Origin of the sequence: Aeromonas sp. 2HA2, assembly GCF_029237345.1 — a bacterium.
GTDB classification, from domain to species: domain Bacteria; phylum Pseudomonadota; class Gammaproteobacteria; order Enterobacterales; family Aeromonadaceae; genus Aeromonas; species Aeromonas salmonicida.
The window spans coordinates 51,730-77,579 of record NZ_JAACGB010000014.1 but is presented as its reverse complement, the minus strand read 5'-3'; the positions used below and the strand labels follow the sequence as shown (position 1 = coordinate 77,579).

Annotated in this window: 27 protein-coding genes; 7 read left to right on the top strand and 20 right to left on the bottom strand. The window is 58.6% G+C overall.

Annotated elements, in window-relative coordinates; genetic code table 11:
* Nucleotides 1–3 precede the first annotated feature (3 nt).
* From hemN to GWQ29_RS16945, 4 genes are all read right to left on the bottom strand, one after another.
* Entirely contained in the window at nucleotides 4–1,377 is a 1,374-nt protein-coding gene (hemN, locus tag GWQ29_RS16960) for an oxygen-independent coproporphyrinogen III oxidase (protein ID WP_275919904.1), read from the bottom strand.
* A gap of 30 nt (nucleotides 1,378–1,407) precedes the next feature.
* Entirely contained in the window at nucleotides 1,408–1,848 is a 441-nt protein-coding gene (locus tag GWQ29_RS16955; protein ID WP_034523570.1) for a DUF2489 domain-containing protein, read from the bottom strand.
* Between the two features lie 11 nt (nucleotides 1,849–1,859).
* Nucleotides 1,860–2,441 (bottom strand): Der GTPase-activating protein YihI, encoded by a 582-nt coding sequence (yihI, locus tag GWQ29_RS16950; RefSeq protein ID WP_005319890.1) that lies wholly within the window; start codon nucleotides 2,439–2,441, stop codon nucleotides 1,860–1,862.
* Between the two features lie 830 nt (nucleotides 2,442–3,271).
* Entirely contained in the window at nucleotides 3,272–3,889 is a 618-nt protein-coding gene (locus GWQ29_RS16945; RefSeq protein WP_021138654.1) for a c-type cytochrome, read from the bottom strand.
* Between the two features lie 142 nt (nucleotides 3,890–4,031).
* Here GWQ29_RS16945 and yihA point away from each other — a divergent pair, with 142 nt between their 5' ends.
* Complete coding sequence (yihA, locus tag GWQ29_RS16940) at nucleotides 4,032–4,685, top strand: ribosome biogenesis GTP-binding protein YihA/YsxC (protein WP_005319896.1); 654 nt, start codon at nucleotides 4,032–4,034, stop codon at nucleotides 4,683–4,685.
* Nucleotides 4,686–5,498: 813 nt separating this feature from the next.
* Here the strand turns inward: yihA and GWQ29_RS16935 are convergent.
* The 9 genes from GWQ29_RS16935 to GWQ29_RS16895 form a co-directional block, all read right to left on the bottom strand.
* On the bottom strand, nucleotides 5,499–5,759 hold the full coding sequence (locus GWQ29_RS16935; RefSeq protein WP_275919903.1) for a DUF1488 domain-containing protein: 261 nt from the start codon (nucleotides 5,757–5,759) through the stop codon (nucleotides 5,499–5,501).
* Nucleotides 5,756–6,577 carry a shikimate dehydrogenase gene (aroE, locus tag GWQ29_RS16930; protein WP_275919902.1) on the bottom strand — a complete coding sequence of 274 codons (822 nt, stop codon included), beginning with the start codon at nucleotides 6,575–6,577 and terminating at the stop codon, nucleotides 5,756–5,758. Before aroE ends, GWQ29_RS16935 begins: the two co-directional genes overlap by 4 nt.
* A 103-nt stretch (nucleotides 6,578–6,680) precedes the next feature.
* Nucleotides 6,681–7,589 (bottom strand): oxygen-dependent coproporphyrinogen oxidase, encoded by a 909-nt coding sequence (gene hemF / locus GWQ29_RS16925; RefSeq protein ID WP_265422405.1) that lies wholly within the window; start codon nucleotides 7,587–7,589, stop codon nucleotides 6,681–6,683.
* 106 nt (nucleotides 7,590–7,695) lie between these two features.
* Nucleotides 7,696–8,256 (bottom strand): Sua5/YciO/YrdC/YwlC family protein, encoded by a 561-nt coding sequence (locus GWQ29_RS16920; protein ID WP_275919901.1) that lies wholly within the window; start codon nucleotides 8,254–8,256, stop codon nucleotides 7,696–7,698.
* Nucleotides 8,257–8,355: 99 nt separating this feature from the next.
* On the bottom strand, nucleotides 8,356–8,859 hold the full coding sequence (gene purE, locus GWQ29_RS16915; RefSeq protein WP_265422403.1) for a 5-(carboxyamino)imidazole ribonucleotide mutase: 504 nt from the start codon (nucleotides 8,857–8,859) through the stop codon (nucleotides 8,356–8,358).
* A 74-nt stretch (nucleotides 8,860–8,933) separates the two neighbouring features.
* Nucleotides 8,934–9,491 (bottom strand): topoisomerase DNA-binding C4 zinc finger domain-containing protein, encoded by a 558-nt coding sequence (locus GWQ29_RS16910; RefSeq protein ID WP_275909674.1) that lies wholly within the window; start codon nucleotides 9,489–9,491, stop codon nucleotides 8,934–8,936.
* A 55-nt stretch (nucleotides 9,492–9,546) separates the two neighbouring features.
* Entirely contained in the window at nucleotides 9,547–10,020 is a 474-nt protein-coding gene (locus GWQ29_RS16905; protein ID WP_005319913.1) for a DUF494 family protein, read from the bottom strand.
* Nucleotides 10,013–11,128 carry a DNA-processing protein DprA gene (gene dprA / locus GWQ29_RS16900; protein ID WP_275919900.1) on the bottom strand — a complete coding sequence of 372 codons (1,116 nt, stop codon included), beginning with the start codon at nucleotides 11,126–11,128 and terminating at the stop codon, nucleotides 10,013–10,015. Before dprA ends, GWQ29_RS16905 begins: the two co-directional genes overlap by 8 nt.
* 1 nt (nucleotide 11,129) lies before the next feature.
* The gene (locus GWQ29_RS16895) at nucleotides 11,130–12,218 is read right to left on the bottom strand and encodes a LysM peptidoglycan-binding domain-containing protein (protein WP_265422401.1); all 1,089 of its coding nucleotides are present in this window, start codon (nucleotides 12,216–12,218) and stop codon (nucleotides 11,130–11,132) included.
* A gap of 108 nt (nucleotides 12,219–12,326) precedes the next feature.
* Between GWQ29_RS16895 and def the strand changes: the two genes are divergently transcribed.
* The 5 genes from def (at nucleotide 12,327) to GWQ29_RS16870 (ending at nucleotide 18,207) form a co-directional block, all read left to right on the top strand.
* Nucleotides 12,327–12,839: a peptide deformylase gene (gene def, locus GWQ29_RS16890; RefSeq protein WP_005319924.1), complete on the top strand. Its 513-nt coding sequence runs from the start codon at nucleotides 12,327–12,329 to the stop codon at nucleotides 12,837–12,839.
* A gap of 12 nt (nucleotides 12,840–12,851) precedes the next feature.
* Nucleotides 12,852–13,796: a methionyl-tRNA formyltransferase gene (gene fmt / locus GWQ29_RS16885; RefSeq protein ID WP_275919899.1), complete on the top strand. Its 945-nt coding sequence runs from the start codon at nucleotides 12,852–12,854 to the stop codon at nucleotides 13,794–13,796.
* Between the two features lie 45 nt (nucleotides 13,797–13,841).
* Complete coding sequence (gene rsmB / locus GWQ29_RS16880; RefSeq protein ID WP_058395604.1) at nucleotides 13,842–15,134, top strand: 16S rRNA (cytosine(967)-C(5))-methyltransferase RsmB; 1,293 nt, start codon at nucleotides 13,842–13,844, stop codon at nucleotides 15,132–15,134.
* A 157-nt stretch (nucleotides 15,135–15,291) separates the two neighbouring features.
* Nucleotides 15,292–16,668 (top strand): Trk system potassium transporter TrkA, encoded by a 1,377-nt coding sequence (gene trkA, locus GWQ29_RS16875; protein ID WP_005319933.1) that lies wholly within the window; start codon nucleotides 15,292–15,294, stop codon nucleotides 16,666–16,668.
* 96 nt (nucleotides 16,669–16,764) lie between these two features.
* Entirely contained in the window at nucleotides 16,765–18,207 is a 1,443-nt protein-coding gene (locus GWQ29_RS16870) for a TrkH family potassium uptake protein (RefSeq protein ID WP_265461559.1), read from the top strand.
* Nucleotides 18,208–18,295: 88 nt separating this feature from the next.
* On the opposite strand, the gene rmuC is transcribed toward GWQ29_RS16870, so the two are convergent.
* Nucleotides 18,296–19,636: a DNA recombination protein RmuC gene (rmuC, locus tag GWQ29_RS16865; protein WP_275919898.1), complete on the bottom strand. Its 1,341-nt coding sequence runs from the start codon at nucleotides 19,634–19,636 to the stop codon at nucleotides 18,296–18,298.
* Nucleotides 19,633–19,848: a hypothetical protein gene (locus GWQ29_RS16860; protein WP_005319942.1), complete on the bottom strand. Its 216-nt coding sequence runs from the start codon at nucleotides 19,846–19,848 to the stop codon at nucleotides 19,633–19,635. The genes rmuC and GWQ29_RS16860 overlap by 4 nt, the downstream gene beginning before the upstream one ends.
* Nucleotides 19,849–19,986: 138 nt before the next feature.
* Between GWQ29_RS16860 and GWQ29_RS16855 the strand changes: the two genes are divergently transcribed.
* Nucleotides 19,987–20,499, top strand: a complete 513-nt coding sequence (locus tag GWQ29_RS16855) for a ferredoxin-type protein NapF (protein ID WP_212539962.1) — start codon at nucleotides 19,987–19,989, stop codon at nucleotides 20,497–20,499.
* Between the two features lie 103 nt (nucleotides 20,500–20,602).
* Here GWQ29_RS16855 and GWQ29_RS16850 read toward each other — a convergent pair whose 3' ends face one another.
* From GWQ29_RS16850 to GWQ29_RS16830, 5 genes are all read right to left on the bottom strand, one after another.
* Complete coding sequence (locus tag GWQ29_RS16850) at nucleotides 20,603–21,055, bottom strand: Rrf2 family transcriptional regulator (RefSeq protein ID WP_005319948.1); 453 nt, start codon at nucleotides 21,053–21,055, stop codon at nucleotides 20,603–20,605.
* 298 nt (nucleotides 21,056–21,353) lie between these two features.
* Complete coding sequence (locus GWQ29_RS16845; RefSeq protein WP_275907580.1) at nucleotides 21,354–22,193, bottom strand: PfkB family carbohydrate kinase; 840 nt, start codon at nucleotides 22,191–22,193, stop codon at nucleotides 21,354–21,356.
* Nucleotides 22,194–22,312: 119 nt separating this feature from the next.
* Nucleotides 22,313–23,428: an alanine dehydrogenase gene (gene ald / locus GWQ29_RS16840; protein WP_058395608.1), complete on the bottom strand. Its 1,116-nt coding sequence runs from the start codon at nucleotides 23,426–23,428 to the stop codon at nucleotides 22,313–22,315.
* Nucleotides 23,425–24,180 (bottom strand): glutamine amidotransferase, encoded by a 756-nt coding sequence (locus GWQ29_RS16835; RefSeq protein ID WP_265461556.1) that lies wholly within the window; start codon nucleotides 24,178–24,180, stop codon nucleotides 23,425–23,427. Before GWQ29_RS16835 ends, ald begins: the two co-directional genes overlap by 4 nt.
* Before the next feature lie 87 nt (nucleotides 24,181–24,267).
* Nucleotides 24,268–25,764: a CoA-acylating methylmalonate-semialdehyde dehydrogenase gene (locus GWQ29_RS16830; RefSeq protein ID WP_275919897.1), complete on the bottom strand. Its 1,497-nt coding sequence runs from the start codon at nucleotides 25,762–25,764 to the stop codon at nucleotides 24,268–24,270.
* Nucleotides 25,765–25,850: the final 86 nt, after the last annotated feature.

Genomic DNA, 25,850 nt, shown 5'->3' with positions numbered 1-25,850 from the left:
TGTTCAGATCACCCGGGAGAACTGCTGCTGGCGCGCCTTGTTGCGCAGGTAGACATCGAAACACATGCAGATATTGCGAATAAGCAACTGACCGGTGGAGACCACTTCCAGCCTATCGTCGGTCATGCGCACCAGTCCGTCGTCGATAAAGGTCTGCAACAGCTTGAGATCATCGGCAAAATACGCCTTGAAGACCAGACCATAAGCCTGCTCGATGGCGGCGAAGTTCAGGCTGAAATCGCAGATGAGACGTTTGATCACCTCGCGGCGGATCAGGTCGTCCTGATTGAGGGAGCACCCCTTCCACTGGGCATGCCCCAGCTCTTCAACCTGGGCGTAGTAAGCTTTGAGCTCTTTTTGGTTCTGGGAATAGGCATCGCCAATCATGCTGATAGAGGAGACCCCCAGCCCCAGCAGATCACAATCCCCCTGGGTGGTGTAGCCCTGGAAGTTGCGGTGCAACTTGCCCTCGCGCTGCGCCACCGCCAGCTCGTCATCAGGTTTGGCGAAGTGATCCATACCGATGAACTGGTAGCCCTGACCGGTGAGGAAGGCGATGGTGTCTTGCAACATGGCCAGCTTCTCCCTGGGGGCCGGCATGTCTTCCTCTTTCAGCTTGTGCTGGGCGGCAAAGCGGCTCGGCAGATGAGCGTAGTTGAATATGGAGAGGCGGGCCGGATCCGTCTTGAGCACTTCCTCCAGGGTGTGGTGGAAGCTCTCCCTGTTCTGGTGCGGCAGGCCGTAAATAAGATCGAGATTGGTGGAGCGAAAGCCCAGTGCGCGGGCGCGCTCCAGCATGGCGCGGATGAAGTCGTTATCCTGCTCGCGGTTGACCGCAACCTGGACCGCCTTGTTGAAGTCCTGCACGCCGAGACTGATGCGGTTGAACCCCACCTCTCGCAGCACATCCAGCATGCTGAGTTCGATTTCACGCGGGTCCACCTCTATGCTGATCTCCCCTTCCTCTGCAAACTGGAAGTGCTCGCGCAACATGGCCATCAGGCGACGGGTCTGGGCTTCGTTCAGATAGGTAGGTGTACCACCACCCCAATGCAGCTGGGTCACCAGCCGATGCTTGAACAGGGGCGCCTGCGCCTTGATCTCCTGTTCGAGGTAGTCGAGGTATTGATCGGCCTTGTGCTGGTGACGTGTGATCACCTTGTTGCAGCCGCAGTAATAGCAGAGCTTGTGACAGAAGGGGATGTGTACGTAAAGCGACAGGTTGCGCGCCGGGTACTGGCCTGCGGCGCGGACCAGGTCCGGATAGCCGAAGCTTTCGTTGAACTCCAGCGCGGTGGGATAGGAGGTGTAGCGCGGGCCGCTGTAGTTATATTTTTCGATCAGGGCTTGATCCCACACAATCTGTTCTGCTTGCACGCTTGCTTCCTCTTTTTTGTTATCCAGGGCTCAGCGGCTTAACTGAAAATCCTTCAGTTGGGCCACATCCTTGAGGATCTGTGCCTCCAGCTCGGCCTCATAGCCACTGCGTTCGAGATCCATCTTCATCACTTCATTGCGCTTGAGGGCACGTCTCGCCTCATGAGTCGGCATCTCTTTCACCTTCTCATAGAGACTGTACAGACCCGGAAATTCGCTGGCAAAAACGCGCCCTTCCTTGATCTGCAAGGCATCCAACAAATTGGTCAGCCGAATGGCACCTTCGGAATAGTCGCACTGACCATCCCGCACCGCATGGGCGATCACCCGTACGCTGTCGAGAATGCGTTCATTGCGCGCAGCTATGGCCTGCTGCTGCATATCGCGCTGGCGCTTGAGACGAGCCAGCAGGGTACCTGCATACACCGCCAGCCCCAGCAAAATCAGGCCGCCCAACGAGGCGGCCAGCATCCATCCATTCATCACTTTTTCTTCGGCTCTGGCTTGGGCTCAGGCTGATAGTCGACCTGAGTGAAACGATCCCACAACTCCTCTTCGGAGGCGGGCTGGGTCGGCGCCTCATAACTGGCATCGTCGAATGAGCCGTCGTCTTCTTCGTCATCATCGTTGTCTATGATGCCAAGCTCATCCATCAATTCCTGATAACGATCGACACGCTGGTCAACCCAGGCCTGCTCGGTCGCTTCCAGGGTCTCGCCAGCATCGAGGCGATCCAGCAGGTCATTCAGGCGATCATCATTCTCGATGGCAGCCAGCTCCTGCTCCGGCGTCATCACCAGCTTCTTCTCTTTCGCAGGCTTGGGCGCAACTGGCTTTGCACCTTTCTCGTCTACGATCAAGGCGACCGGCTTGCGGGAACCGATACGTGGATCCTTGGCCTGCTTGCCATTGTTGTTCTTGCTGGATTGCTCTGCCTGCTGGCGGGAACCCGCCTTCAAGCCCTTACGCTTGGCAGCGCGTTTGCGCTCACGGCCGTCCAGGGCACTGGCATCTGATTCTTTGCGCTTACCGGTAGGCTTGCGATTGGGTTGTTTAGCCGACATGAATGACTGACTCCGACAAATAACTGGATTGAAGCCCGCACCCGGGATGAGAATCATCCGGGGAAGATACAGACACGGGGAACAGTGGATTAGAAACAAGAGTGGGATCCCGCACCAATCCGGCCATTGCTGGCCTCTGAACACCGCAGGATCGGTATCCTCTGGGCATGTTGCTGGTATTTTGACACAGAATGGCTAATCGGGTTAATGACCCAAAAGAAAAAAGGCAGCCGAAGCTGCCTTGATATGTTTATGCGAGTCCCATCCCTGGCTGCAAATCACCCTGTCCGTGGTGATACCTCTGCGCATCATATCTTTGTATGTGGTCATCCTGACCTTAATTGGTCGATCCTGAATGTGCGTGTGCTTGCTTTGACCCATGGGGACGACATCCGGTCATCACTCTGGGGTGGTTGCATCCTGCAGCCCGGCTCTTCCTGAGCAGTCACCATCCTGGTATTTCAATCCTTTGCCTGTCATTTGCGTGGTTCTGTGGCATCCAGCCAAATCGACATCCTGTCTTCACAACATCCCGGTCGTGAATGGCCCTGTGGGCCGCTCCATATATCCACTGTATCAACTTAATAAAGCGGCTCAATCCACCGATAACGTTTTCAAACGGAGATAAACCTATCACTCTCATTTAACATATTGAAATTAATGAATTATTAAACATAATTTGAAAAATGTTTAAGCCTTGGCCAGGCCGATGAATGGGGGATCTCTTACAGCAATGCGAGAAAAACTGGCCAAATGGAGTTAAAGGTCAAAAAGAAACGAGGAGCCAGTGGCTCCTCGTTCATATCAATGGGGTACATCATCAGACATGATCAGTGCAAACCGGCCACATATTTGGAAAGCGCTTCGATGTCCTGATCAGTCAGCTTCTTGGCAACATCCTGCATCATGCCATTCGGATCATTATCACGGGCAGCCGCACGAAAGGCGGTGAGCTGAGCCTTGATATAAGCAGGATGCTGGCCGGACAGACTTGGATATTTCGCCTGTTCTATACCTGACCCACGCGGACCATGACAGGCAGTGCAGGCAGCCAGACCACGGCTCATGTCCCCCCCCATATAGAGCGCTTTACCCGCTGCTACAGCATCATCAGGCACCGCTATCGGTGTTACCTTCTGGCTGGAGAAGTAGGCAGCAAGGTCTTCCATGTCCTGTTCAGACAAGGGGAGAGCCATAGGCCCCATGATAGGTGCGACTCGACCAATTTGGCCAGAAGCTGCAGCCTTCAGTTCAACTAATTGCTTTTTGATATATGATGCGTGCTGACCAGCAATCTTGGGATACATATCAACAAGGCTGTTTCCGTCCGGTCCATGACAAGCCGCACACACGGCAGCCTTGGATTGTCCCGCAGCGGCATCGCCCTTGGCTTGTGCCATCCCCGTTACGCCAACCATCAGAGCAAGAGTAATGACTAGGTTCTTCATGGCGTTCCAACTTCTCGTTATTAGGCTTCCAGATCCCATGCCGCTGAAGGCATGTTAAAATAAACGCGTTTAAGCGACGTCATTTTACACGATTTCACAAAAAAGTAACTCTATAACCCTCTATCTCTATGGGGAATTTACGTTGGATACACAAACTCTGAATTTCAATAAGGTGCATTTTGTGACCAGCGCACCCGACATCCGCCACCTGCCAAATGATGGGGGTGTCGAGATTGCGTTTGCCGGCCGTTCCAATGCCGGTAAGTCATCTGCATTGAACACCTTAACGAAACACAAGAACCTGGCTCGCACCAGTAAAACACCGGGTCGCACCCAGTTGATCAACCTGTTTGAACTGGAGCCGGGCAAGCGTCTGGTCGATTTGCCGGGCTATGGTTATGCGCAAGTTCCGCTAGAAATGAAGCTCAAGTGGCAAAAGTCACTGGCAGAGTACCTGCAGCGCCGCGAGTCATTGAAAGGCCTGGTGATCCTGATGGACATCCGCCACCCGCTCAAAGATACCGACATGAACATGCTGGAGTGGAGCTCACACCGTGAATTGCCGGTCATGCTGCTGCTGACCAAGGCTGACAAGCTGAGCCCTGGTCCCCGCAACAATCAGGTCATCAAGGTACGTCAGGCCATTGCCGACCTGGGCCCACAGATCCAGGTGGAAGCCTTCTCCTCCCTTAACAACATAGGGGTGGAAAAATTGGCCCAGACTCTGTCTGGCTGGTACTTGGCGGGTGCCGATGAAATTGCCGATAACGATGAGCAAGAACAGGTTGAGGAATAATACATTCCTCCATCTTCCTGCTGCTTCTCTCTTGCAATTAGCGGAGCTGACCCTCCGCTGATTGAAAGACTTTCAGTTCAACTGCTTCCTGCCAACGCTCAATCCCCACCGATATGCCCTTCTAGCAATCCTAGTAAAATCATTATCAATCAATAGGATATGAAGTTAATTTCAATTAATAATTAACTTCATATCCACATGATAACGGTTTCATATTTTTGCTATTAAACGGCAAGCACATCACGCAAGAAGAACCAAAATGAAATTTAATTACACTTCGAGGTATGGAAGGGATAAAGAAGGGATAAAGAAGGGATAAAAATGAAGCCAGTACCACTGGTGCAGTACCGGCCTGAAACAATCAGTTCAAAAATTGGGAAGAAGCTAAATCTTGAGAACAAAGACGACTGGTTTTCCTCAAGAAGCCCTTTCATTCTAGCAAATACTTGCCAAAACTAAAGCATTTACTCTAAATTTGGTGCATAAAAAAACACCCCGACGAATACTCATCGGGGCAGCTATTCAGCCACATTCAATTACGTGAAATAAAAGGTCTGAAAGATAGAACATCTTACCTCTGTACCCTACGTCGCTAACTGTATAGCAAAGCAGCAAAAAGTGAAAGTAATTTATGTAATTAAGTTTCATGAAAGAAGATTTGGTAAAAACCACTTATTTTTCATACAGATAAAAAAATCCCCAGTACGAATACCGGGGAGTTATAAAGGTGACTAGCTAGCACTTCCTCAACTATCTAGTTAGTCAGCGGTATTTCTCACAAGTTCCGCCGCTTTGAGAAAAAACTTGGGACACTCAGAGGTAGATGGATCCATCCTCTGCAAACTCTTGTTCTTCAATGAGTTTCTCAGCAATATCTTCAATGTCAAAACGAACGCTCTCGAAAGCACGCAGTATGTCCTCCTCCTTGACGAGGGAGAGTCCGGTCATTTTTTCCAGGCGCCGACGACTGATGTGGCAATTGATCAATGCCCCCATCTGCTGGGCTGGAAAATGTATCCTCTGTTCATCCGGCTGCCAAGCCGCCAGTTCGGGAAACAGGATGCCTTGATTCATAGAGTCCCCAGATTTCGTTTCAGCTCTCTCAATACCTGTTTAGTTCCTGGGCGGATTCCTCGCCACACGGTGAATGCTTCAGCCGCCTGTTCAACCAGCATACCCAGCCCATCCATGGCCTGACGGGCACCGTACTGTTTGGCCCAGCTGATGAAAGGGGTATCCATGGATCCATACATCATGTCGTAGATGGCAATATTCGCGTGGATCAGTGCAGGGGAGAGGGGCGGCAGCTCCCCTTGCAGGCTGGCGGAGGTGGAGTTGATGATGAGATCAAACGTCCCCCCCAGTTGCTCGTAGGTCAGAGCTGTTACAACCCCCAGATCATGAAACTCGGCCGCCAGTTGCTCCGCCTTGGCGTGGGTGCGGTTGGCAATCACCAGTTCTGTCGGATGCTCGGCCAGCAGCGGAGCCAAAACACCACGGGCGGCTCCCCCGGCACCCAGCAGCAAGATCCGGCTCCCGGCCAAGGTCACACCATGAGACTTCAGGTCCGCCACCAGACCAGCACCATCGGTATTGTCTCCAAGCAGTACACCGTCATCGGTCAGCTTGATGGTGTTGACGGCGCCCGCCCGTTTGGCTCGGGAGCTCAAGCTGTCAACCAACGCAAACGCCTGCTCCTTGAACGGTACTGTGACATTGCACCCCTTGCCCCCTTGGGCAAAGAAGGCTAGCAGGGTCGTAGCAAACTCGTCGACGGCAGGTTCAGCCAGACCATACTCCAGCTCTTGCTGAGTTTGTCTGGCAAACAGGGTATGAATGAAGGGGGACTTGCTGTGGCGCACCGGGTGGCCAAAAACCAGATAACGATCCATCAAAGAGTTCCATCAGAAGGCAATATTCCGATTTAACGGGTTTTCGCACTCGGGAACAAGCCGAATATCGGCCAATAAAAAGGGGCCGTCATGGCCCCTCGGGTCACAGCCACTCTCGCGGCGTGAGGTAGTCTGTGTAGAGCAAGGCCTCCGGGCTGCCCGCTTCCGGCTGCCAGTCATACTCCCAACGTGCCAGTGGCGGCATCGACATCAGAATCGACTCGGTACGTCCACCGGTCTGCAACCCGAACAGGGTGCCCCGGTCGTACACCAGATTGAACTCGACATAACGACCGCGGCGATAGAGCTGGAACTCCCGCTCCCGCTCGCCATAGGGCTGCGCCTTGCGTCGCTCGATGATCGGCAGATAGGCATCGAGATAACCCCGGCCTACCGCCTGCATAAAGGCGAAGCAGTCAGCAAAGGGCCAACGATTCAGGTCGTCGAAGAAGAGGCCACCCACCCCCCGCGTCTCGTTGCGATGCTTGAGGAAGAAGTAGCGATCGCACCAAGATTTGAACTCGGGGTAAATATCTTCGCCAAAGGGTTGGCAGAGATCGCGTGACACTCGATGCCAGTGCTGCACATCCTCGGCAAAGGGATAAAACGGCGTCAGATCGAAACCACCACCGAACCACCAGATGGGCTCCTCGCCCTCTTTCTCGGCGATGAAAAAACGGACATTGGCATGGCTGGTCGGCACATAGGGATTGTGCGAATGGATCACCAGCGACACCCCCATGGCCTCAAACTTGCGACCGGCCAGCTCGGGCCTATGAGCCGTCGCCGAGGCTGGCATGGCATCACCATAGACATGGGAAAAGTTGACCCCACCCTGCTCAATCATGTCGCCGTGGCGCATTACGCGGGTTCGACCACCGCCACCGCCCTCACGGGCCCAGACATCCTCAACAAAGCGCCCAACGCCGTCGGCCTGCTCCAGGCTTCGGCAGATCTCGTCCTGCAACTGCAACAGGAAGGCCTTGACCTGGGCCACATCCGGTTTGCTCATCTTGTCTCCAGTCAGGCAGGATCTTGAACGCCCTGTCCATTTTATTGTGATGTCACGCCATGAGCTCCACGCCCATCGGCATTACTGCAAAAAAGAGTCTGTCCGCTCAGGAGGGACGAATGACGGCGCCGGTACGGGCGTCCTTGATCTCGGATGGGTTAGCTTGCCCACCCACTTCACCGGGCAGGATATAGGCAAGCTTGCTTGCCAGCAGCTCACCGATATCGGCCACCCGACGGGCGGGCTCTTCACCGGTCAGATTGGCACTGGTGGAAACCAGCGGCTTGCCGAAGGCGCGGCACAAGGCCTGCACCTGTGGGTGTGCGGTGACTCGCACAGCGAGGGTCTCGAACTGCCCGGTTAGCCAGGTGGGTGTCGTGGCGCGAGCCGGCATGACCCAGGTGAAGGGACCGGGCCAGCTGGCTTCAACCCGAGCCAGCTGCTCACCGCTAAGCTGGCTCAGATCGATATAATCCTGCAACTGCACCAGATCGGCGGCAATCAGGATCAGGCCCTTCTCCACCGGACGCTGCTTGATGGCCAGCAGGCGCTGCACCGCCAGCTCGGAGTCAGGATCACAACCCAGACCAAACACGGCCTCGGTTGCATACGCGATCACCCCTTCGCCGTGAAGGGCGGCAACCGCTTGTTCAAATTCAGTAGACATAGGAAAAATGCGGCAGCCTGGCTGCCACCTCATTACTTGGTTGAGTTAAGCCTGCAAGGCGACAACCGCACCATATACAGCGGGCTGTCACCTCATCACTTACTTGAGTTGAGCCTGCAGGGCAGCATCCTTGGCCATCACCTCTTCGGCATTCTTCTGGCGTTCGGCCAGAACCTTGGCTGCCAGTTCATCATCAGCCACCGCCAGCATCTGGGCTGCCAGGTAACCTGCGTTCTTGGCACCGGCCTTGCCGATCGCCACGGTTGCCACCGGCACGCCACCCGGCATCTGCACGGTGGAGAGCAGTGCATCCAGTCCCTTGAGCGGACCACCATCGATGGGCACCCCAATCACGGGACGGGTGGTGATGCCGGCAACGGCACCCGCCAGGTGAGCCGCCAAACCGGCAGCACAGATAAAGACCTTGCAACCACGGGACTCGGCATCGGTCACATACTGATGGGTCGCAGCCGGAGTACGGTGCGCAGAGGTTACTTTCACTTCCACTGCGATATCAAACGACTTGAGGATCTCAAGGGTGGATTGCATCACGGGAAAATCAGAGTCAGAGCCCATCAATACGGCAACAAAAGGTTTATTCATGGTGGGAATTTCCTTACTCCAAGTGGGGGGTTGAAGTGCGCCGAAAACGTTTCAATTTGGTTACGGCGGCGGGATTATACCTGCTCACTTTGATGGCCGCATTTCTTTTGCGGGCAGATCCACTTCAGATTGCCCCTCACTTTCTTCTCCACCATGATGCCCCAGCCACACTCGGGACAAGGCATGGGGATCGGCTTGTCATTCACTACATATTTACAATGGGGATACCCATCACAGGAGTAAAACTGCTTGCCGTAGCGGGAGGTACGGCTCACCAGATGACCCTTGCCGCACTCGGGGCAGAGGATCTGGGTATCATCGCTCTCCTGCAGAGACTCGATATGCTGGCAGGCCGGATACTGGGTACACCCTACAAACAAACCGTAACGACCTTTCTTGATTGCCAGCGGCTGGCCACAATCCGGGCAAGCTGACCCCTCAAGCACTTTCTCGATGTCACGACCGGACGGTGTCAGAGAACGGATGTAATCACAGGAGGGGTAGGCGGAGCAGCCAAGAAAAGGGCCATGCTTGCCCTGGCGGATCAACAGCTCGGCACCACACTGCGGGCACGGCTCTCGCTCAAACCCATGCTCGTGGGCAGAAAAGAGATGATGATCGATTTTTGACATGTGCCGCGCCTTGAAATCCAGATGGCCTGAATTCTACCAGCGCGACACCAGACTGTCAGTGAATGACGCCATCGGACTCATCAAACACCAGCTCTTCCATCTGCTGGTAGGCATTTTCACTGCCCGGCACATTGAACAGCACCATCATGACAACCCACTTCAGGTCATCCAGCTCGATATCCGGTTTATCCAGCTCGAGCAGTCGCTCGATACAGATTTCGCGGGTTTCGGCATTCAGCACCTGGGCTTGTTCCAGAAAGAGCAGGAAGCCGCGGCACTCGGTGCCAAGGCGGGCCAGCTCCTGCGGGGCATAGATACGCATCGAGCCTTGCGCGCTGGCGGCGACATACACCTCCCGCTCGCTATCATGCAGATTGGCCAGCCTTTCCAGCCAGTTGAGCGCCTTCTCGATCTCGTCCTTGTCGAAACCAGCCCGGCTCAGTTCGTCGGTGAGTTCATTTTGTTCGACCATCACATCTGCATCGCTGTGGATGTAGGTCTCGAAAAGGTACATCAGTACATCAAACATGATTCGCCCTCCTCGCTCTGACGTATCCACCGGCTACCGCTATCACTGCGCCTGCCAGTTCCAGCTCTACCAACCTGCCCAATACCACTTCGACAGGAAGCTGGGACCGTTCGGCGACGGTATCCACGCTCGTGGTCTCATAATCTACGTTATCCAACAAATCGGCATAAGGCAATTCGCTATTATGCTCTTGCTCAAGCAATCCAGCCTCTTTGCGCACCAGACTGGCCAATCCGGGAAGCTCTTCCACTATATCGGCCGCACTCAACACAAGTTTGGCCCCCTGCTGGATTAATTTATTGCAACCCAGCGCCTGCCCATTTTGTGGCGCTCCCGGCACGGCAAACACTTCGCGCCCCTGTTCCAGTGCGTAACGCGCCGTGATGAGTGACCCGCTCTGCTCGGCAGCCTCCACCACCAGGGTTCCCAGCGACAGGCCACTGATGATGCGGTTGCGACGGGGAAAATGTTCGGCCAGCGGCCCCTTGTCCGGCGCCAATTCGGAGATGATCAAGCCACCGCTCTCCAGGATCTGGCCAGCCAGCCCATGATGGCGCTTGGGGTAGAGACAATCCAGGCCGGAGCCCAACACAGCAAGCGTGATACCGCCCGCCGCCAGCGCCTGCTGATGGCAGACACCATCTATGCCGAGCGCCAGCCCCGAGGTAATCGCCAGTCCACACCCTACCAGCTCGCTACACAAACGCGCGGCATTGTCCTTGCCGGCATAGGTGGGATGACGCGTCCCTACCATAGCCAATTGCGGCAACGACAAGGCTGCGACATTTCCGCGACAATAGAGCAGCAAGGGGGCGGCAGGGATCTCTTTCAGCAGGTCGGGATAGGCGGGATCATCGGGACAAACCAAGTAATTGCCAGGCATGGCAGCCCAGTTCAGCCCCAGCTCTACCACCGGCAGCGGCCATCTGAGCTGCCGTATCTGGGACGAGTGGAGACCCAGCGCCCGCAAACCGCCATCATCGCACTCAAACAGGGCTTTTATGTCACCATCGAAGCGGGCCAGCAGGCGTGAGGCAGTGACCGGGCCTATGCCAGTAACGGCATCCAGCGTCAGCCACAGTGAAAGCCGCCCGGATGGAAATGACACGTTAGAAGTTACTGACCTGATAGCCGGAGCTGACCATGCCCTGGCTCTGCATGATGAGGCCGTAGCTCAGCTTGTCGTACACCTTGAACAGCATGACGCGCGCCACCGCCTCCGACGGCAGGGAGGGCTTGCCGGCAGAATAGAACGCCTTGTCATAGACGGAAGAGTACTCTTTGTAAGATACCTTGCCGTTCTTGCTCACCAGCTGGGCGCCAGGTCGCCGCACCTCCAGCACATCGCCGGGGGAAACCTGATCGCGCAGCCCCTTATTGATGAGCACAACGTCAAACTTGCCGCCACCACGAGCCTTGCTCGGCAGATCTATGATGTAACCCGGCGAAATAACGGGCGCGGCTTTAGGAGTGAAGACGGCGAAGAGACTCTCTTGCGGCGGGAAGGGCATCAGCTTGTCTCCCTGGTATACCTCCCGCTGGCTGTGGCTGAGCGTGACTCGGGTGCGATCATTCGCCAGCCGCTCCTCTGCTCTGGCAGTGCCGACAAACACAGCTTCCTGCCCCAGCAACTCACCTGTCTCCTTGTCCTTGTACAAGCTCCCCGGGTGGTAGATGCCGTAGTCCTGACCCGGGGTCAGCGATCCCTGTACATACAGGGTATCTCCCTCCAGCATGCCGATATGCGCCTCATCGTTGCCGAGCACATAAGGCAGCTGTTTCGCCTGCTGGCTGTCGGCCAGGATATGGTCGGTACGCAGGAAGGGACCTATCTCGCTAAGCGGCAACGTCGGGATCGGATTGGCCTTGTTCTCGTAACGGCTCTTGGGAGAGAGGTGAACCACCGGCTTGCCCCCCTGCATCGCTTTGCCGAGGCGAGGCTCGCCATTGACCCAGCTCAGATGCAGCACGTCACCGGGATAGATCCAGTGCGGGTTGGCAATCTGGGGATTGATGTTCCAGAGACGGGGCCAAAGCCAGGGTTGTGCCAGATACCGGCCTGAAATATCCCAGAGGGTGTCACCCTTTTGCACGACATAGCGCTCGGGATAACCCGCTTTCAGTGTCAACTGGTCGGCCATGGCAGCCTGGCTCAGAGTGGCCAGCAGGCAAGCGAGGATGGTTTGCTTCAGATACATAACACTCCCTGTTACTTCTGCGCGCAAAGTGTTGCTGTTTTTTGTCGGCGTAAATGACTAGAATTACGCCAATATTGACTGCATTTATACGAAACTAAAGAAAAAACTATGGCCATTCTAGATGTATTGCGTTTTCCCGATGAACGTCTGCGCACAGTTGCAGCCCCTGTCGAGACCTTTACACCCGAGTTACAACACATTGTAGATGATATGTTCGAAACCATGTACGCGGAGGAAGGCATAGGCCTGGCCGCCACTCAGGTCGACATTCATCAGCGCATCATAGTGATCGATGTCTCTGAGAACCGTGAAGATCCTCTGGTATTGATCAACCCCGAGATCCTCGAGCAAGCGGGCAGCACAGGCATCGAAGAGGGCTGCCTCTCGGTGCCCGACCACAGAGCTCTGGTGCCACGCGCCGAGTGGGTCAAGGTACGTGCGCTGGATCGCAACGGCCAGCCGTTCGAGCTGGAAGCGGACGATCTGCTCGCTATCTGCATACAGCATGAGATGGATCATCTGATCGGCAAGCTGTTTGTGGATTACTTGTCTCCGCTCAAGCGCCAGCGCATTCGCCAGAAACTGGAAAAGATGGCCCGTGAAGATCGCAAAGCCCTCTGAGGATCTGCCCCATTGAATAAGCTGAAACTGATTTTTGCCGGTACTCCCGACTTCGCCGCCCGTCACCTGGCGGCGTTGTTGTCTTCCGACCACGAGGTCGTTGCCGTTTATACCCAGCCGGACAAGCCTGCTGGCCGTGGTCAGAAGCTCACCGCCAGCCCGGTCAAGGAGCTGGCTCTGACCCACAATCTGCCGGTTTACCAACCAGCTTCCCTGCGCAAGGAAGAGGCGCAAGCCGAGCTGGCATCTCTGGACGCCGACTTGATGGTGGTAGTGGCCTACGGCTTGATCCTGCCCAAGGTGGTGCTCGATACCCCGCGTCTGGGCTGTATCAACGTGCATGGATCTCTGCTGCCGCGCTGGCGCGGTGCAGCCCCGATCCAGCGCTCCATCTGGGCGGGTGATACCGAAACCGGCGTGACCATCATGCAGATGGATGTGGGGCTGGATACTGGCGCCATGATCAGAAAAGTGACCTGTCCTATCGCCGCCAACGAAACCTCCACCAGCCTGTATGACAAGCTGGCCGAGCTGGGCCCGCAGGCACTGGTCGAAACTCTCAATGCCATGGCCACCGGTGAAACCGCCGCCGAGGCGCAAGACGATGCGCTGGCCAACTATGCCGAGAAGCTCTCCAAAGAGGAGGCTCGCATCGACTGGTCGATGGAAGCCGTCGCCATAGAGCGCTGCATCCGCGCCTTCAATCCCTGGCCCATCAGCTGGTTTGAGGTGGCGGGACAGACTATCAAGGTGTGGCAAGCCGAAGTGGTGGATAGTGAGTACAGTCAACCCGCTGGCACCCTGCTCAAGGCCGACAAGCAGGGGATCGACATAGCTACCGGCCTGGGTGTCCTGCGCCTGCTGACCCTGCAACCACCCGGCAAGAAGGCCATGTCCGTTTCGGATCTGCTCAACTCTCGCCGCGACTGGTTTGAACCCGGCACGCAATTGAATTGAAACAAGCGGGGCCCAAGCCCCGACTTGCGCATCTAAGGTAACACTATGAAAACACGTGCACAGGCCGCTCTCGTTATTCAACAGGTGCTGGATCAGGGCCAATCCCTCTCCGCTGTTCTGCCTGCTGCCCAGGAGAAGGTTGCGCCCCGCGATCGCGCCCTCCTGCAAGAACTCTGCTATGGCACCCTGCGCTGGCTGCCACGCCTCGACGCTGCGGTGGGCGAGATGATGGACAAGCCGCTCAAGAACAAGAGCCGCATCTTCCACTATCTGATCCTGGTCGGCCTCTATCAGCTCATCTACACCCGCATTCCGGCCCACGCTGCCGTGGCCGAGACAGTCAACGCCGTCAAGCTGCTCAAGGGTACCTCCTTGCGCGGCCTCATCAACGGTGTGCTGCGCAACTTCCAGCGCAGTGCCGAAGTCATATTGCTGCGCATCGACCGCGTTCCCAGCATTCGCCTCGGTCACCCGGAGTGGCTCACCAAGCGCTTGCGTCAGGCCTATCCCGAAGATTGGGAATTCATCATGGAGGCCAACAATCAGCGCCCCCCCATGTGGATCCGCAACAATAGCCAGCGCCAGGGCCGCGAGCAGATGCTGGCTCGCATGGCCGAAGTTGGCATCAATGCGGTTGCCGGTCAGGAGGGCGAAGATTGCATTCTGCTGGAACGCCCCTGCGACGTGACCAAGCTGCCCGGTTTCGAGACAGGTGACTGCTCGGTGCAAGACGGTGCTGCCCAACAGGCCGCCCGACTGCTCGATCCTCAGCCGGGTGAGTGGGTGCTGGATGCCTGTGCCGCTCCCGGTGGCAAGACGGCTCACCTGCTTGAGCGTCAACCCGCACTGGCTGGCGTAGTGGCTGTGGATGCCGACGAGAACCGCCTCAAGCGGGTGCAGGAAAACCTGGATCGTATCGGCCTCCAGGCCCGGGTGATCCATGGCGATGCCAGCACCCCTGAGCTGTGGTGGCCACAAGGCCAGTTCGATCGCATCCTGCTGGACGCCCCCTGCTCCGCCACCGGTGTCATCCGTCGTCACCCCGACATCAAGTGGTTGCGCCGGGATCAGGACATCCGCGAGCTGGCCGAGTTGCAGCGCCGTATTCTGATCGCCCTCTGGTCGAAACTGAAAAGCGGCGGTACTCTGCTCTACGCTACCTGCTCAGTGCTGCCGGAAGAGAACCGCGAACAGATCCGCGCCTTCCTGGCCGCCACGCCGGATGCAACCCTGGTGCCGCTGCACGCGCAGGACACACCAGATTGTCCGGGCCGCCAGTTCCTGCCAGGGGAAGCCGAGATGGATGGCTTCTACTACGCCAAGCTGATCAAGCGATAGGCAGAGCAGTGACCATGATCATGAGGGGTGCTGGCTGACAGCCCCCATTACTGCGCAACATCGAGCACGTTTTCCCTATGAAAATCACCATGTTGATGACTGATCCCTGCCATATTGTCAGCGGTAACAACCCATCCTCGTCCCAAGAGGGGTCCCAATGAAGATCATCATTCTGGGCGCAGGTCAGGTCGGTGGCACCCTGGCCGAGAACCTGGCCGGAGAGAACAACGACATCACCATAGTCGATACCGACAGCGACCGTCTGCGGGAGCTGCAGGACAAGTTCGACCTGCGGGTGGTGAATGGTCACGGCGCCCACCCCAGGGTACTGCGCGAGGCGGGTGCACAGGATGCGGACATGCTGGTGGCGGTCACCAACAGCGACGAAACCAACATGATCGCCTGCCAGGTGGCCTACTCCCTGTTCAATACCCCGAACAAGGTGGCGCGCATTCGCTCCCCGGCTTATCTGACCGAGCGGGACCGGCTGTTTTTACCGGAATCCGTGCCGGTGGATCACCTGATAGCGCCAGAACAGCTGGTCACCGACTATGTTCGCCGACTGATCGAATATCCCGGCGCCTTGCAAGTGGTGGACTTTGCCGGTGGCAAGGTGGGTCTGGTGGCGGTCAAGGCCTACTATGGTGGCCCCCTGGTGGGCAATGCTCTCTCCACTCTGCGGGATCACATGCCCAACATAGAGACACGGGTAGCGGCCATCTTCCGCCAGGGGCGCTCCATCCGTCCGCAAGGCACCACCATAATCGAAGCGGATGACGAAGTGTTCTTCGTAGCTGCCGCCGGTCATATCCGGGCCGTCATGTCGGAGCTGCAGCGGCTCGAGAGCCCTTATCGCCGCATCATGATAGTCGGGGGTGGCAACATAGGCGCCGGTCTCGCCCGTCAACTGGAGAAGCGCTACAGCGTCAAGCTCATAGAGCGCAACCAGAAGCGGGCCGAGCAACTCTCGGAACAGCTGGAGAACACCATCGTCTTCTGTGGTGATGCAGCGGATCAGGAGTTGCTGGCCGAGGAGCACATCGATCAGATCGATGTCTTCATCGCGGTCACCAACGAGGATGAGGCCAACATAATGTCGGCCCTGCTTGCCAAGAAGATGGGTGCCAAGAAGACAATGGTGCTTATCCAGCGCAGCGCCTACGTGGATCTGGTGCAGGGCGGCTCCATCGATATCGCCATCTCGCCACAGCAGGCCACCATTTCGGCCCTGCTGACCCACGTGCGCCGGGCCGATATCGCCAACGTCTACAGCCTGCGCCGCGGGGCGGCCGAAGCCATAGAAGCCATCGCCCACGGTGACGAGAACACCTCCAAGGTGGTGGGCAAGACGGTGGGCGAGCTCAAGCTGCCGCCCGGCACCACCATAGGTGCAGTTGTTCGTGGTGATGAAGTGCTGATCGCCCACGATCGCACCCAGATCCAGCAGGATGACCATGTGGTGATGTTCCTGGTGGACAAGAAGTACATACCGGAAGTGGAACGGCTGTTCCAGCCAAGCCCTTTCTTCCTGTAACCGACCCATGCCTCAAGTCAGCACAACCCAGATCCGGCGTCGCCTCCCGAAGGGGATGTCCGGATCTCTCGTCACTCAACGACCAGGTTATTCTGCATGATCAAGCTGCGTCCTATCATCTTCACTCAAGGGCTGGTGCTCTCCAAGCTGGCTCTGTTCATGTGGTTGCCAACCCTGCTGGCCCTGTTCACCGGCTCGGAGGGATTTGTTGAGTTTCTTCAATCCGTGCTGATCACCCACGGCGCCGCTCTGCTCTGCCTCCACTACGGCCGCAAGGCAGAATTTCACCTCGGGGTGCGGGAGATGTTTCTGCTCACCACCTCTGTCTGGCTGGTTGCCTGCATCTTCGGGGCCCTGCCCTTCCTCTTCATCACCCACATCGGCTTTGTCGATGCCTATTTTGAGACAATGTCAGGAGTGACCACCACGGGATCCACAGTGCTGTCGGGGCTGGATGGCATGGCTCACAGCATACTGTTGTGGCGCTCCACCCTGCAGTGGCTGGGTGGCGTTGGCTTTATCGTGATGGCGGTAGCGGTACTGCCTTACCTCAACGTGGGCGGCATGAAGCTGTTCCAGACCGAGAGCTCGGATTGGTCTGACAAGAGTGCCCCCCGCGCCAAGACAGTGGCCAACAACATAGTGGTGGTCTATCTGGTGCTCTCCATGTGCTGCTTCCTCGCCTACTGGGTGAGCGGCATGACACTGTTCGAGGCGGTCAACCACGCCATGACCACGCTCAGTACAGGCGGGTATTCCACCTCGGACCAATCCATGTCCCACTTCTCCAACTCGGCACACTGGATCGGTACCCTCTTCATGTTTCTGGGGGGGCTGCCCTTCCTGCTCTATGTGCAGAGCCTGAGCCGACGTGACCACAGCCTGCTCAAGGATGCCCAGGTACAGGGCTTCTTCTGGCTGGTGGTCTGGATCACAGTCGTCGTCACCTTCTATCTGTGGATCAGAGACATTTACGGCTTCATGGATGCCCTGCGCATCAGCAGCTTCAATATCGTCTCCGTGATCACCACCACCGGCTATGGCCTCGGCGATTTCGGCACCTGGGGACCGCTAACCAGCGTGCTGTTTATCTTTATCATGCTGCTCGGTGCCTGCTCCGGCTCCACCTCCGGCGGCCTCAAGATCTTCCGGGTACAGGTGGCGTTCGCCCTGTTCAGAAAGCAGATGCGCCAGCTGATGCATCCCTCCGCCGTCTTCCCGCAGAAGTACAATGGCCGCCAGGTCAACGACGCCATCATTCGCTCCATGATCTCCTTCGTGCTGGCCTACTTCGCCATCATATTGCTGATCGCCGCCCTGCTCGCCACCATAGGTCTGGACCCCCTGACCGCCATCTCGGGCTCCATCACAGCGGTGGCAAACGTGGGCCCGGGCATGGGCCCCGTCATAGGCCCCAGTGCCAACTTTTCCACCCTGCCGGACTCGGCCAAGTGGATATTGTCGTTCGGCATGCTGCTGGGGCGCCTCGAGATCCTGACAGTGGCCGTGATCTTCTTCCCCTCGTTCTGGAAGCAGTAATTCCTGCCAGGATAGCGAGAACACAGAAAACAGAAGGGCAGCCCTGCGGCTGCCCTTCTCCATCTCATGACGCTGACAAGACTCGCCGCTATTCGGTCGGGTCTTCCCGTTCCAGCGCGCGGTTGACCAGCGCCTCGGGCAGGGGTTTGGTCACCTCCACTCCCAGCTCGCGGAAACGCTCGACCTGGGCGATCAGGTTGCCACGGCCGTTGACCAGCCGCCCCATCGCCTTGTCATAGCTCTCCTGCGCCCGGTGCAGACTGCCGCCCAGCTGCTGCATCTCCTCCACGAACAGCCGCAGCTTCTCGTAGAGGCGACCGGCCCGCTCGGCGATCTGGCGGGCATTCTGGTTCTGTCGCTCGTAGCGCCACAGGTTCTCGATGGTGCGCAGCGCCACCATCAGGTTGGTGGGGCTCACCAGCAAGATGTTGTTGTCGAGCCCGTAGCGTACCAGGGAAGGGTCGGCCTCCAGCGCGGTGAGGAAGGCAGGCTCCACCGCCACAAACATCAGCACATAGTCGAGGGTGCGCACCCCGGGCAGCTGCTGGTAATCCTTGCGGCCCAGCTCGCGGATATGGTTGCGCACCGAGGCGACGTGCTCCTTGAGGGCTACCGCTTTTTCCAGCGCGTCATCGGCGTTGTACCAGCGCTCGTAGGCGGTCAGCGACACCTTGGCGTCGATGATGATGTCTTTCTCTTGCGGCAGGTGGACGATGACGTCGGGCTGATAGCGCTTGCCCTTGTCCAGCTCGATATTGACCTGGGTGTGGTACTCGTGGCCCTCACGCAGACCGCATTCACTGAGGATGCGGGCCAGTACCACCTCGCCCCAGTTACCCTGCTGCTTGCTGTCCCCCTTGAGGGCGCGGGTCAGGGCCGCCGCCTCTTCGGTCATGCGGGCATTGAGCTCGGCCAGACGCTCCAGTTCGAACTTGAGGCTGTGACGCTGGGCCGTCTCCTGGGCATGGGTTTCTCCCACCTGGCGACGGAAGCCTTCCAGCTGCTCTTTGAGCGGAGTCAGCAGCAGATCCAGACTGTTCTGGTTCAGGTCGCGAAAGTTACCGGAGTTCTGCTCGAAAATACGATTGGCGAGGTTTTCAAACTGCTGGCTGAGACGCTGTTCCCCATCCCGCTGCAGTTGCAGCTTCTCGGCGGCGGCCAGTCGCTCGCTGCGCAGGGTGGCTTCGGCATCCTTGAGGCGGGCAGTGAGCTTGATGAGCAGGGTCTGCTGCTGATCCAGCTTCTGCTGTCCCTGCATCCGCTCATCCTGCAATTCGTCGAAGCGATCCTGCAGCGCCTGATGGCGCTCCTGAGTCAGCAGCAACTCCTGCTCCTGGGCGCTGGCAAAGCGGCGCCCTGCCAACCAGCCGACACAGAGGGCGAGCAGGGCGGCCAGCAGCGCCGGCCCCCAGGTCGCCAGCGCGATCATTTGCGGCTCCGCTGACGCAGGAAGAGCTCAAGGTAACGGTTGAGCAGCAGCCAGAGCAGCACATAGAGGAGGTAGGCGGCCAGCACCACCCACTTGTGACTGTTTACCCCGGTATCGAGCTCGGCGAATTCGATCCCCTTGATGCGACAGTAAGCCCACATCAGCAGAGGGAAGATATACAACAGAGAAGCACGCCACAAAAATAACCACATGAGTTCATTCAATCCCGCAAAAAGACTCGCCTAGCTTACACAAGGGCAACCCGGCTTGCGATCCTGCCCGCCGCTATTCTCTGGCTTGCCAGCAGAAACTTGGATAAAATTAACCCCTAATAGGTATCAGGGGTGAGCATGACTCATTATTTCCTCCGTTGGCTGACGCAAGGTTGGCAAGCTTCTCGCCCCGCCCCCGTGGTTTGCCATGAAGCTCGCCCGCCATGGGCCATCGAAGAGTCCCAGTACCTCTCCCTCTGCACCCGTTGCGGCGAGTGCTTCAAGGCCTGCCCCAACGGCCTGCTCAAACCGGCCAGTCAACCCGAATACGAGGGTACCGCCATCGCCGGCACCCCTGTGCTGGATCTCGCCTGCGGCCAGTGCAGCTATTGTGGCAGCTGTGCCAGAGCCTGCCCGACCGGCGCTCTCGATCTGCAATGGGGGCGCCAGGTGCAGACCCGGGTTCAGATTGAAGCGAGCTGTCAGGCCAAGCAGGGCTTCTACTGCCTGCTGTGTGAAGATGCCTGTCCCCAGCAGGCGATCAAGGCCACCAGCGATGGGGTGAGCGTCAACATGGCGGCGTGCGATGGCTGCGGTGCCTGCGGTCTCGCCTGCCTGCACGGCGCCATCACCCTGATCCCCCAGCTTTGACTCCCCCAGGACCCCGTCTTCAGCACTGAAGCCATATTCCACTGCTACCAGACGCCAGAAAGCACAAAGGGGCCCGTGGGCCCCTCATGGTCTGACGCTGGTTCTATGCCATGGCCAGAATGGAGTCGTGCTCAATGCCGAGCAGGTGGCAGAGACGAGTGGGATCCCGCACTGCATCGGCCAATGTGTATTCGCCCAGCACCTCGAGGAAGGCGTTCATGGCGCGGCGCAGAATACCCTGTATACGACAGCCACCGGAGAGGCGGCAGTTCTCGCGCTTGCAATCCACAGGGCAGAGCACGTGTTCCATGTCCATCACCACATCACGCAGGTTGATGGAGACGGCGGAGCGACCGAGGCGGATGCCGCCATGCTTGCCGCGTACCGTCTCTATGTACCCCTTGATGCCAAGCTGATGCACTATCTTGACCACGTGGTTGCGGGAGATGGCAAAGGTATCGGCCACCTCAGTGATGGTCGACAGGCGATCTCCCGGCTGAACCGCCAAAAAAGTCAGGGTACGCAGGGCATAGTCGGTAAATCGTGTCAGTTGCATGGTCGCACTTGCCTCTTACTACAAGCTGGAAATCAGGACGACAACCTAAAGCTAAGAGGCGGGACAGCTCTTGCGCCCGTGCAGAGTCCGCATCTTAATCCGAGTCGTGGAATGACAAGGTTAAGAGCAGCTCAGGCGAGTGTCGATGAAGATGCACATAAATCGACACTTTCTTTGATTGATCGCAAACTTGCAGGCTGGCTCCCGGGTTTGAGGGGTTTTGGGCGGCTAACTTCGCCGCGCCATCCCCAAGGCCGGCGCGGATAGGCGTGCACCACACGACTCCTGCTGTGTGGATTCAATGGGGCTGCTTGAGCCAGTTTTTCAGCGCTGTGGAGGGAATTGAGCTCTCGGAGGCAACCGCGAAGGCGCCCCAGTCCACAGCGCACTGCAAGGCATCCTGGATCGCCATGCCTCGCGCCAGTCCGTGGATCAGGCCACCGGCGAACGCATCCCCCGCTCCCGTGGTATCCACCACTGACACGGGCCGCGCCGCGACCCGGATCTGCTCCTCACCATGGATGGCCACGGCCCCCGCCTTGCCTTCGGTCAGCACCAGCCACTCCAGCTGCTCCCCGGCCAGTTGACGAGCATGCAGCCAGGGGTCGCTCACCTCGCCGAGATCGGAGCGGGAGGCCACCAGCACGTGACAGGGACGGCGAGCCTGCCCGCCCTTGGGATACTGTGCCACCACGAAACTCTTGCCGAGCATCTGGCGCATATAGCCTGTGATGGCGGTGCCGGGATAGTTCACGTAGAGACAGTCCACCCCCTCCACCGGCAAGTCGCCAGGCAGGTCGGGGCGACGCGGCCGCCTGAGGATGGTGCGCTCGCCGGTGGAATCCACCAGGATCAGCAGTTCCCCTGTTTCGCCCCCGAAGCGCTCCACATGAGAGCAGTCCAGCCCGTAACCCGCCGCCTGCTCCAGCAGCCAGTCGCCGGCCTCATCCAGCCCGATGCGGGAGGCGATGGTCACCTCGTGGCCCGCCCATACCAGCCCTATGCCGGTGTTGGCGGCGCCGCCCCCCAGCCTGCGGCCCTGATCCACGTATTGCAGACGGGCACCGGCCATCAGGGGTTCGGAGAGAGAGAGCACATGATCACAGTTGAGATTGGCAAGCAGCAGAATGCGGGACATGGAGAAGCCTCACTGACAAGGGACCCCAGTATATGAGAAAGGGCCCTGACGGCCCTCCCTGAAATCACGGGGTTTGTGAACCAGCTCGACGTTTGCCGGCAGGGTTCACACCGGCTGCGTCACGCCAGCACGGATTCGGCGCTGACGTACTCGTAGCCAAGCGCCTGGGCCACTGCCGCCTGGGTGACCTTGCCCTTGAACACGTTCAGACCGGCCCGCAGGTGTTTGTCATCCTTGAGCGCCTGGGCGTAACCCTTGTCTGCCAGCGCCAGTACGAACGGCAAGGTGGCATTAGTCAGCGCGAAGGTGGAGGTGCGTGCGACACCGCCCGGCATGTTGGCCACGCAGTAGTGAATGATGCCATCCACCACATAGGTCGGCTCTTCATGGGTAGTGGGGTGGGAGGTTTCAAAGCAGCCGCCCTGATCAATGGCCACGTCCACCAGCACTGAGCCCTTGCGCATCAGCTTGAGCATGTCGCGGGTCAGCAGCCTGGGCGCCGCCGCTCCCGGGATCAGCACGGCGCCGATCACCAGATCCGCCTGGGCGATGCAGGCTTCGATATTGGTGCGGGTGGAGTAAAGCGTCTTGAGGGCCGGGCCATAGAGGCTGTCCAGCTCCCGCAGGCGCGGCAGGGATCGATCCAGAATGGTGACATCAGCTCCCAGTCCCAGCGCCATGCGCGCCGAGTTGACGCCCACCACGCCGCCCCCCAGCACCACTACCTTGGCAGGGGCCACCGCAGGCACACCACCTAGCAGGGTGCCATTGCCCCCCTGCGCCTTCTCCAGACTGTGGGCGCCGGCCTGGATCGCCATCCGCCCCGCCACCTCAGACATGGGCGCCAGCAGCGGCAGACCGCCGCGCTCGTCGGTCACCGTCTCGTAGGCGATGGCCACCGCCCCCGAGTGGACCAGGAGCTGGGTCTGCACCGGATCCGGCGCCAGGTGCAGATAGGTAAAGAGCAGCTGACCGGGGCGCAGCAGTTCACACTCCTCCGGCTGGGGCTCCTTCACCTTCACTATCATCTCGGCCCGGGCGAATATCTCAGCCGCACTCGCCACCAGCTCAGCACCGGCAGCCTGGTACTCGGCATCGGACAGCCCGATCGCCTCGCCTCCCTGCTGTTGCACCAGTACCTTGTGTCCCCGGGCCGCCAGCTCCTGCACTCCGGCGGGAGTCATGCCGACCCGGTATTCATGGTTTTTGATTTCCTTGGGTACGCCAATAATCATGCTCGCTCTCCTGCTGTGATCCCGCCGGTCGCCCTTTCGCTACCGGGCAGGATGCCCAAAAATTGTAACAACCACTGCATCATGGTGGCCGAATCCACCTCCCCCTCCAGTGAGGAGAGGCTGCTCTGATAACGATCATCGGACAAGAAGTCCCGCCGCCGCTCGATCAGCGCCCGGTTGTACTCCACCGAAAACTCCGGATGCCCCTGAATGGCGACTATGTGGTCCCCCTGCAAGAACATGAAGTTGGGACAAAAATCGTTGCCCGCCAGCCGTGTTGCACCGGGTGGCAACAGGGCTACCTGATCCTGATGGCTGGCCAGGATCCGGATCTGATCCAGCACGGGCTGCATCCAGGATCCGGTCGCCAGCATGGGGTGAACCGAGACCCCCAGCCCCCACCCCTTGGTGGATTTGACCACCTCGCCCCCCAACGCCTGCGCAATCACCTGATGGCCGAAGCAGACCCCGGCCAGCTTGACGTCGGCATCGTGGGCCAGCCGGATCCAGGCGCGCAGTGCCTGGATCCAGGGCAGATCGCTGTAGGCATCGTGCCGCGAACCCGTGATGAGCCAAGCATCACACTCTTGCAGATCGTCCGGCAGCTCGCCATCGAGCGCCGACCAGATCCTGAACTCCAGCTCGGGGGCCAACGCCCGAAAGCCCTTGATAAACATCTCGGAGTAAACGGGGCCAAAATGATCCGCCAAATCGGGATCCAGCCGGTCACAATCGAGAATTCCCAGTCGCATCTGTTACTCCTTCAACAGGGATAGCGGGGCACTCCGGCAGCGTTTGTCGCCACCGGGCCATGCCTGGACTAGCTGCTGCTTGGTTGCTTACTTCATGGTCGGCATGGAGAACTCGGCACCGGCCCGCAGGCTCTGTGGCCAGCGCGCCGTTACCGTCTTCATCCGGGTATAGAAGCGTACCCCATCCGGCCCGTGCATGTTGAGCGGCCCGAAGATGGACCGTTTCCAACCCCCAAAGCTGTGAAACGCCATGGGCACGGGAATGGGGACGTTCACCCCTACCATACCGACCTGAACCCTGGCAGTGAAGTCCCGCGCAGTATCGCCGTCGCAAGTAAAGATGGCAGTGCCATTGCCATACTCGTGCTGGTTGATGAGCCCGAGCGCCGTCTCGTAATCCGGGGCCCGCACTATGACGAGCACGGGGCCGAAAATCTCCTCCCGATAGATACGCATCCCGGGGGTTACCTCGTCAAACAAGCTGCCACCGATAAAGTAGCCTTCCCCGTGACTCACGCCGCGACCATCCACTCGCAGCAGGGCGCCCTCGGCCACCCCCTGATCCACATAACTCCGCACCTTGGCCAGATGCTCACGGCTGATGAGAGGCCCCATCTCGTTCTCCGATACCTGACCCAGGCCAGGCCCGACCCGTAGCGCTTCCACCAGCGGCGCCAGCTTGGCAACCAGTGCATCGGCGGTCTCATCCCCCACCACCACAGCGACCGAAATGGCCATACAGCGCTCGCCCGCCGCCCCATAAGCCGCTCCCATCAGGGCGGAGACCGCCTGATCGAGATCCGCATCCGGCATCACCAGCATGTGGTTCTTGGCGCCGCCCAGCGCCTGCACCCGCTTGCCGTGGGCCGAGGCGGTGGCATAGATATATTCGGCGATGGGCGTGGAGCCCACGAAAGAGACGGCGCCGACCCGCGGATCGGTCAGCAGCACATCCACCACCTCCTTGTCGCCGTTGACCACGTTGAGCACACCATCTGGCAAACCGGCCTGCTTGAGCAGCTCGGCCATGCGCAGGGAGAGGGAGGGATCCTTCTCGGAGGGCTTGAGAATAAAGGTATTGCCGCAGGCAATGGCCACCGGGAACATCCAGAGCGGCACCATGGCCGGAAAGTTGAACGGCGTGATACCGGCGCACACCCCCACCGGCTGCATCATGGAATGGCTGTCTACCCCCCGGCCCACATTGAGGGAGTGCTCCCCCTTGAGCAGATGGGGAATGCCGCAGGCAAACTCCACCACTTCCAGCCCCCGGGTCAGCTCACCCTGGGCATCGGAGAAGACCTTGCCATGCTCGCGGCTGATGAGCTCCGCCAGCTCATCTCTGTGCCGCTCCATCAGCTCTTTGAAGCGAAACAGCACTCGCGCACGCACCAGCGGCGGTGTCTGGGACCAGTCGGTGAAAGCACGCTCCGCCACGGCGATGGCCTCGCCACATTCGGCGGCGGTGGCGAGTGCCACACTCCCCTGCTGCTGGCCGGTGGCCGGGTTGAAGATGGCACCAAACCGCTCGCTGTGACTCTGTTGCAGCTGGCCGTCGATAAAGTTGCTGACCCTGTATGTCATATATCCTCCATGATGAGTAATCCGCATTCCCCTGCGGGCCTACGGGCCGGGCACAGGGAGATGGCGCCCGACAAGCCGCGGGCGCC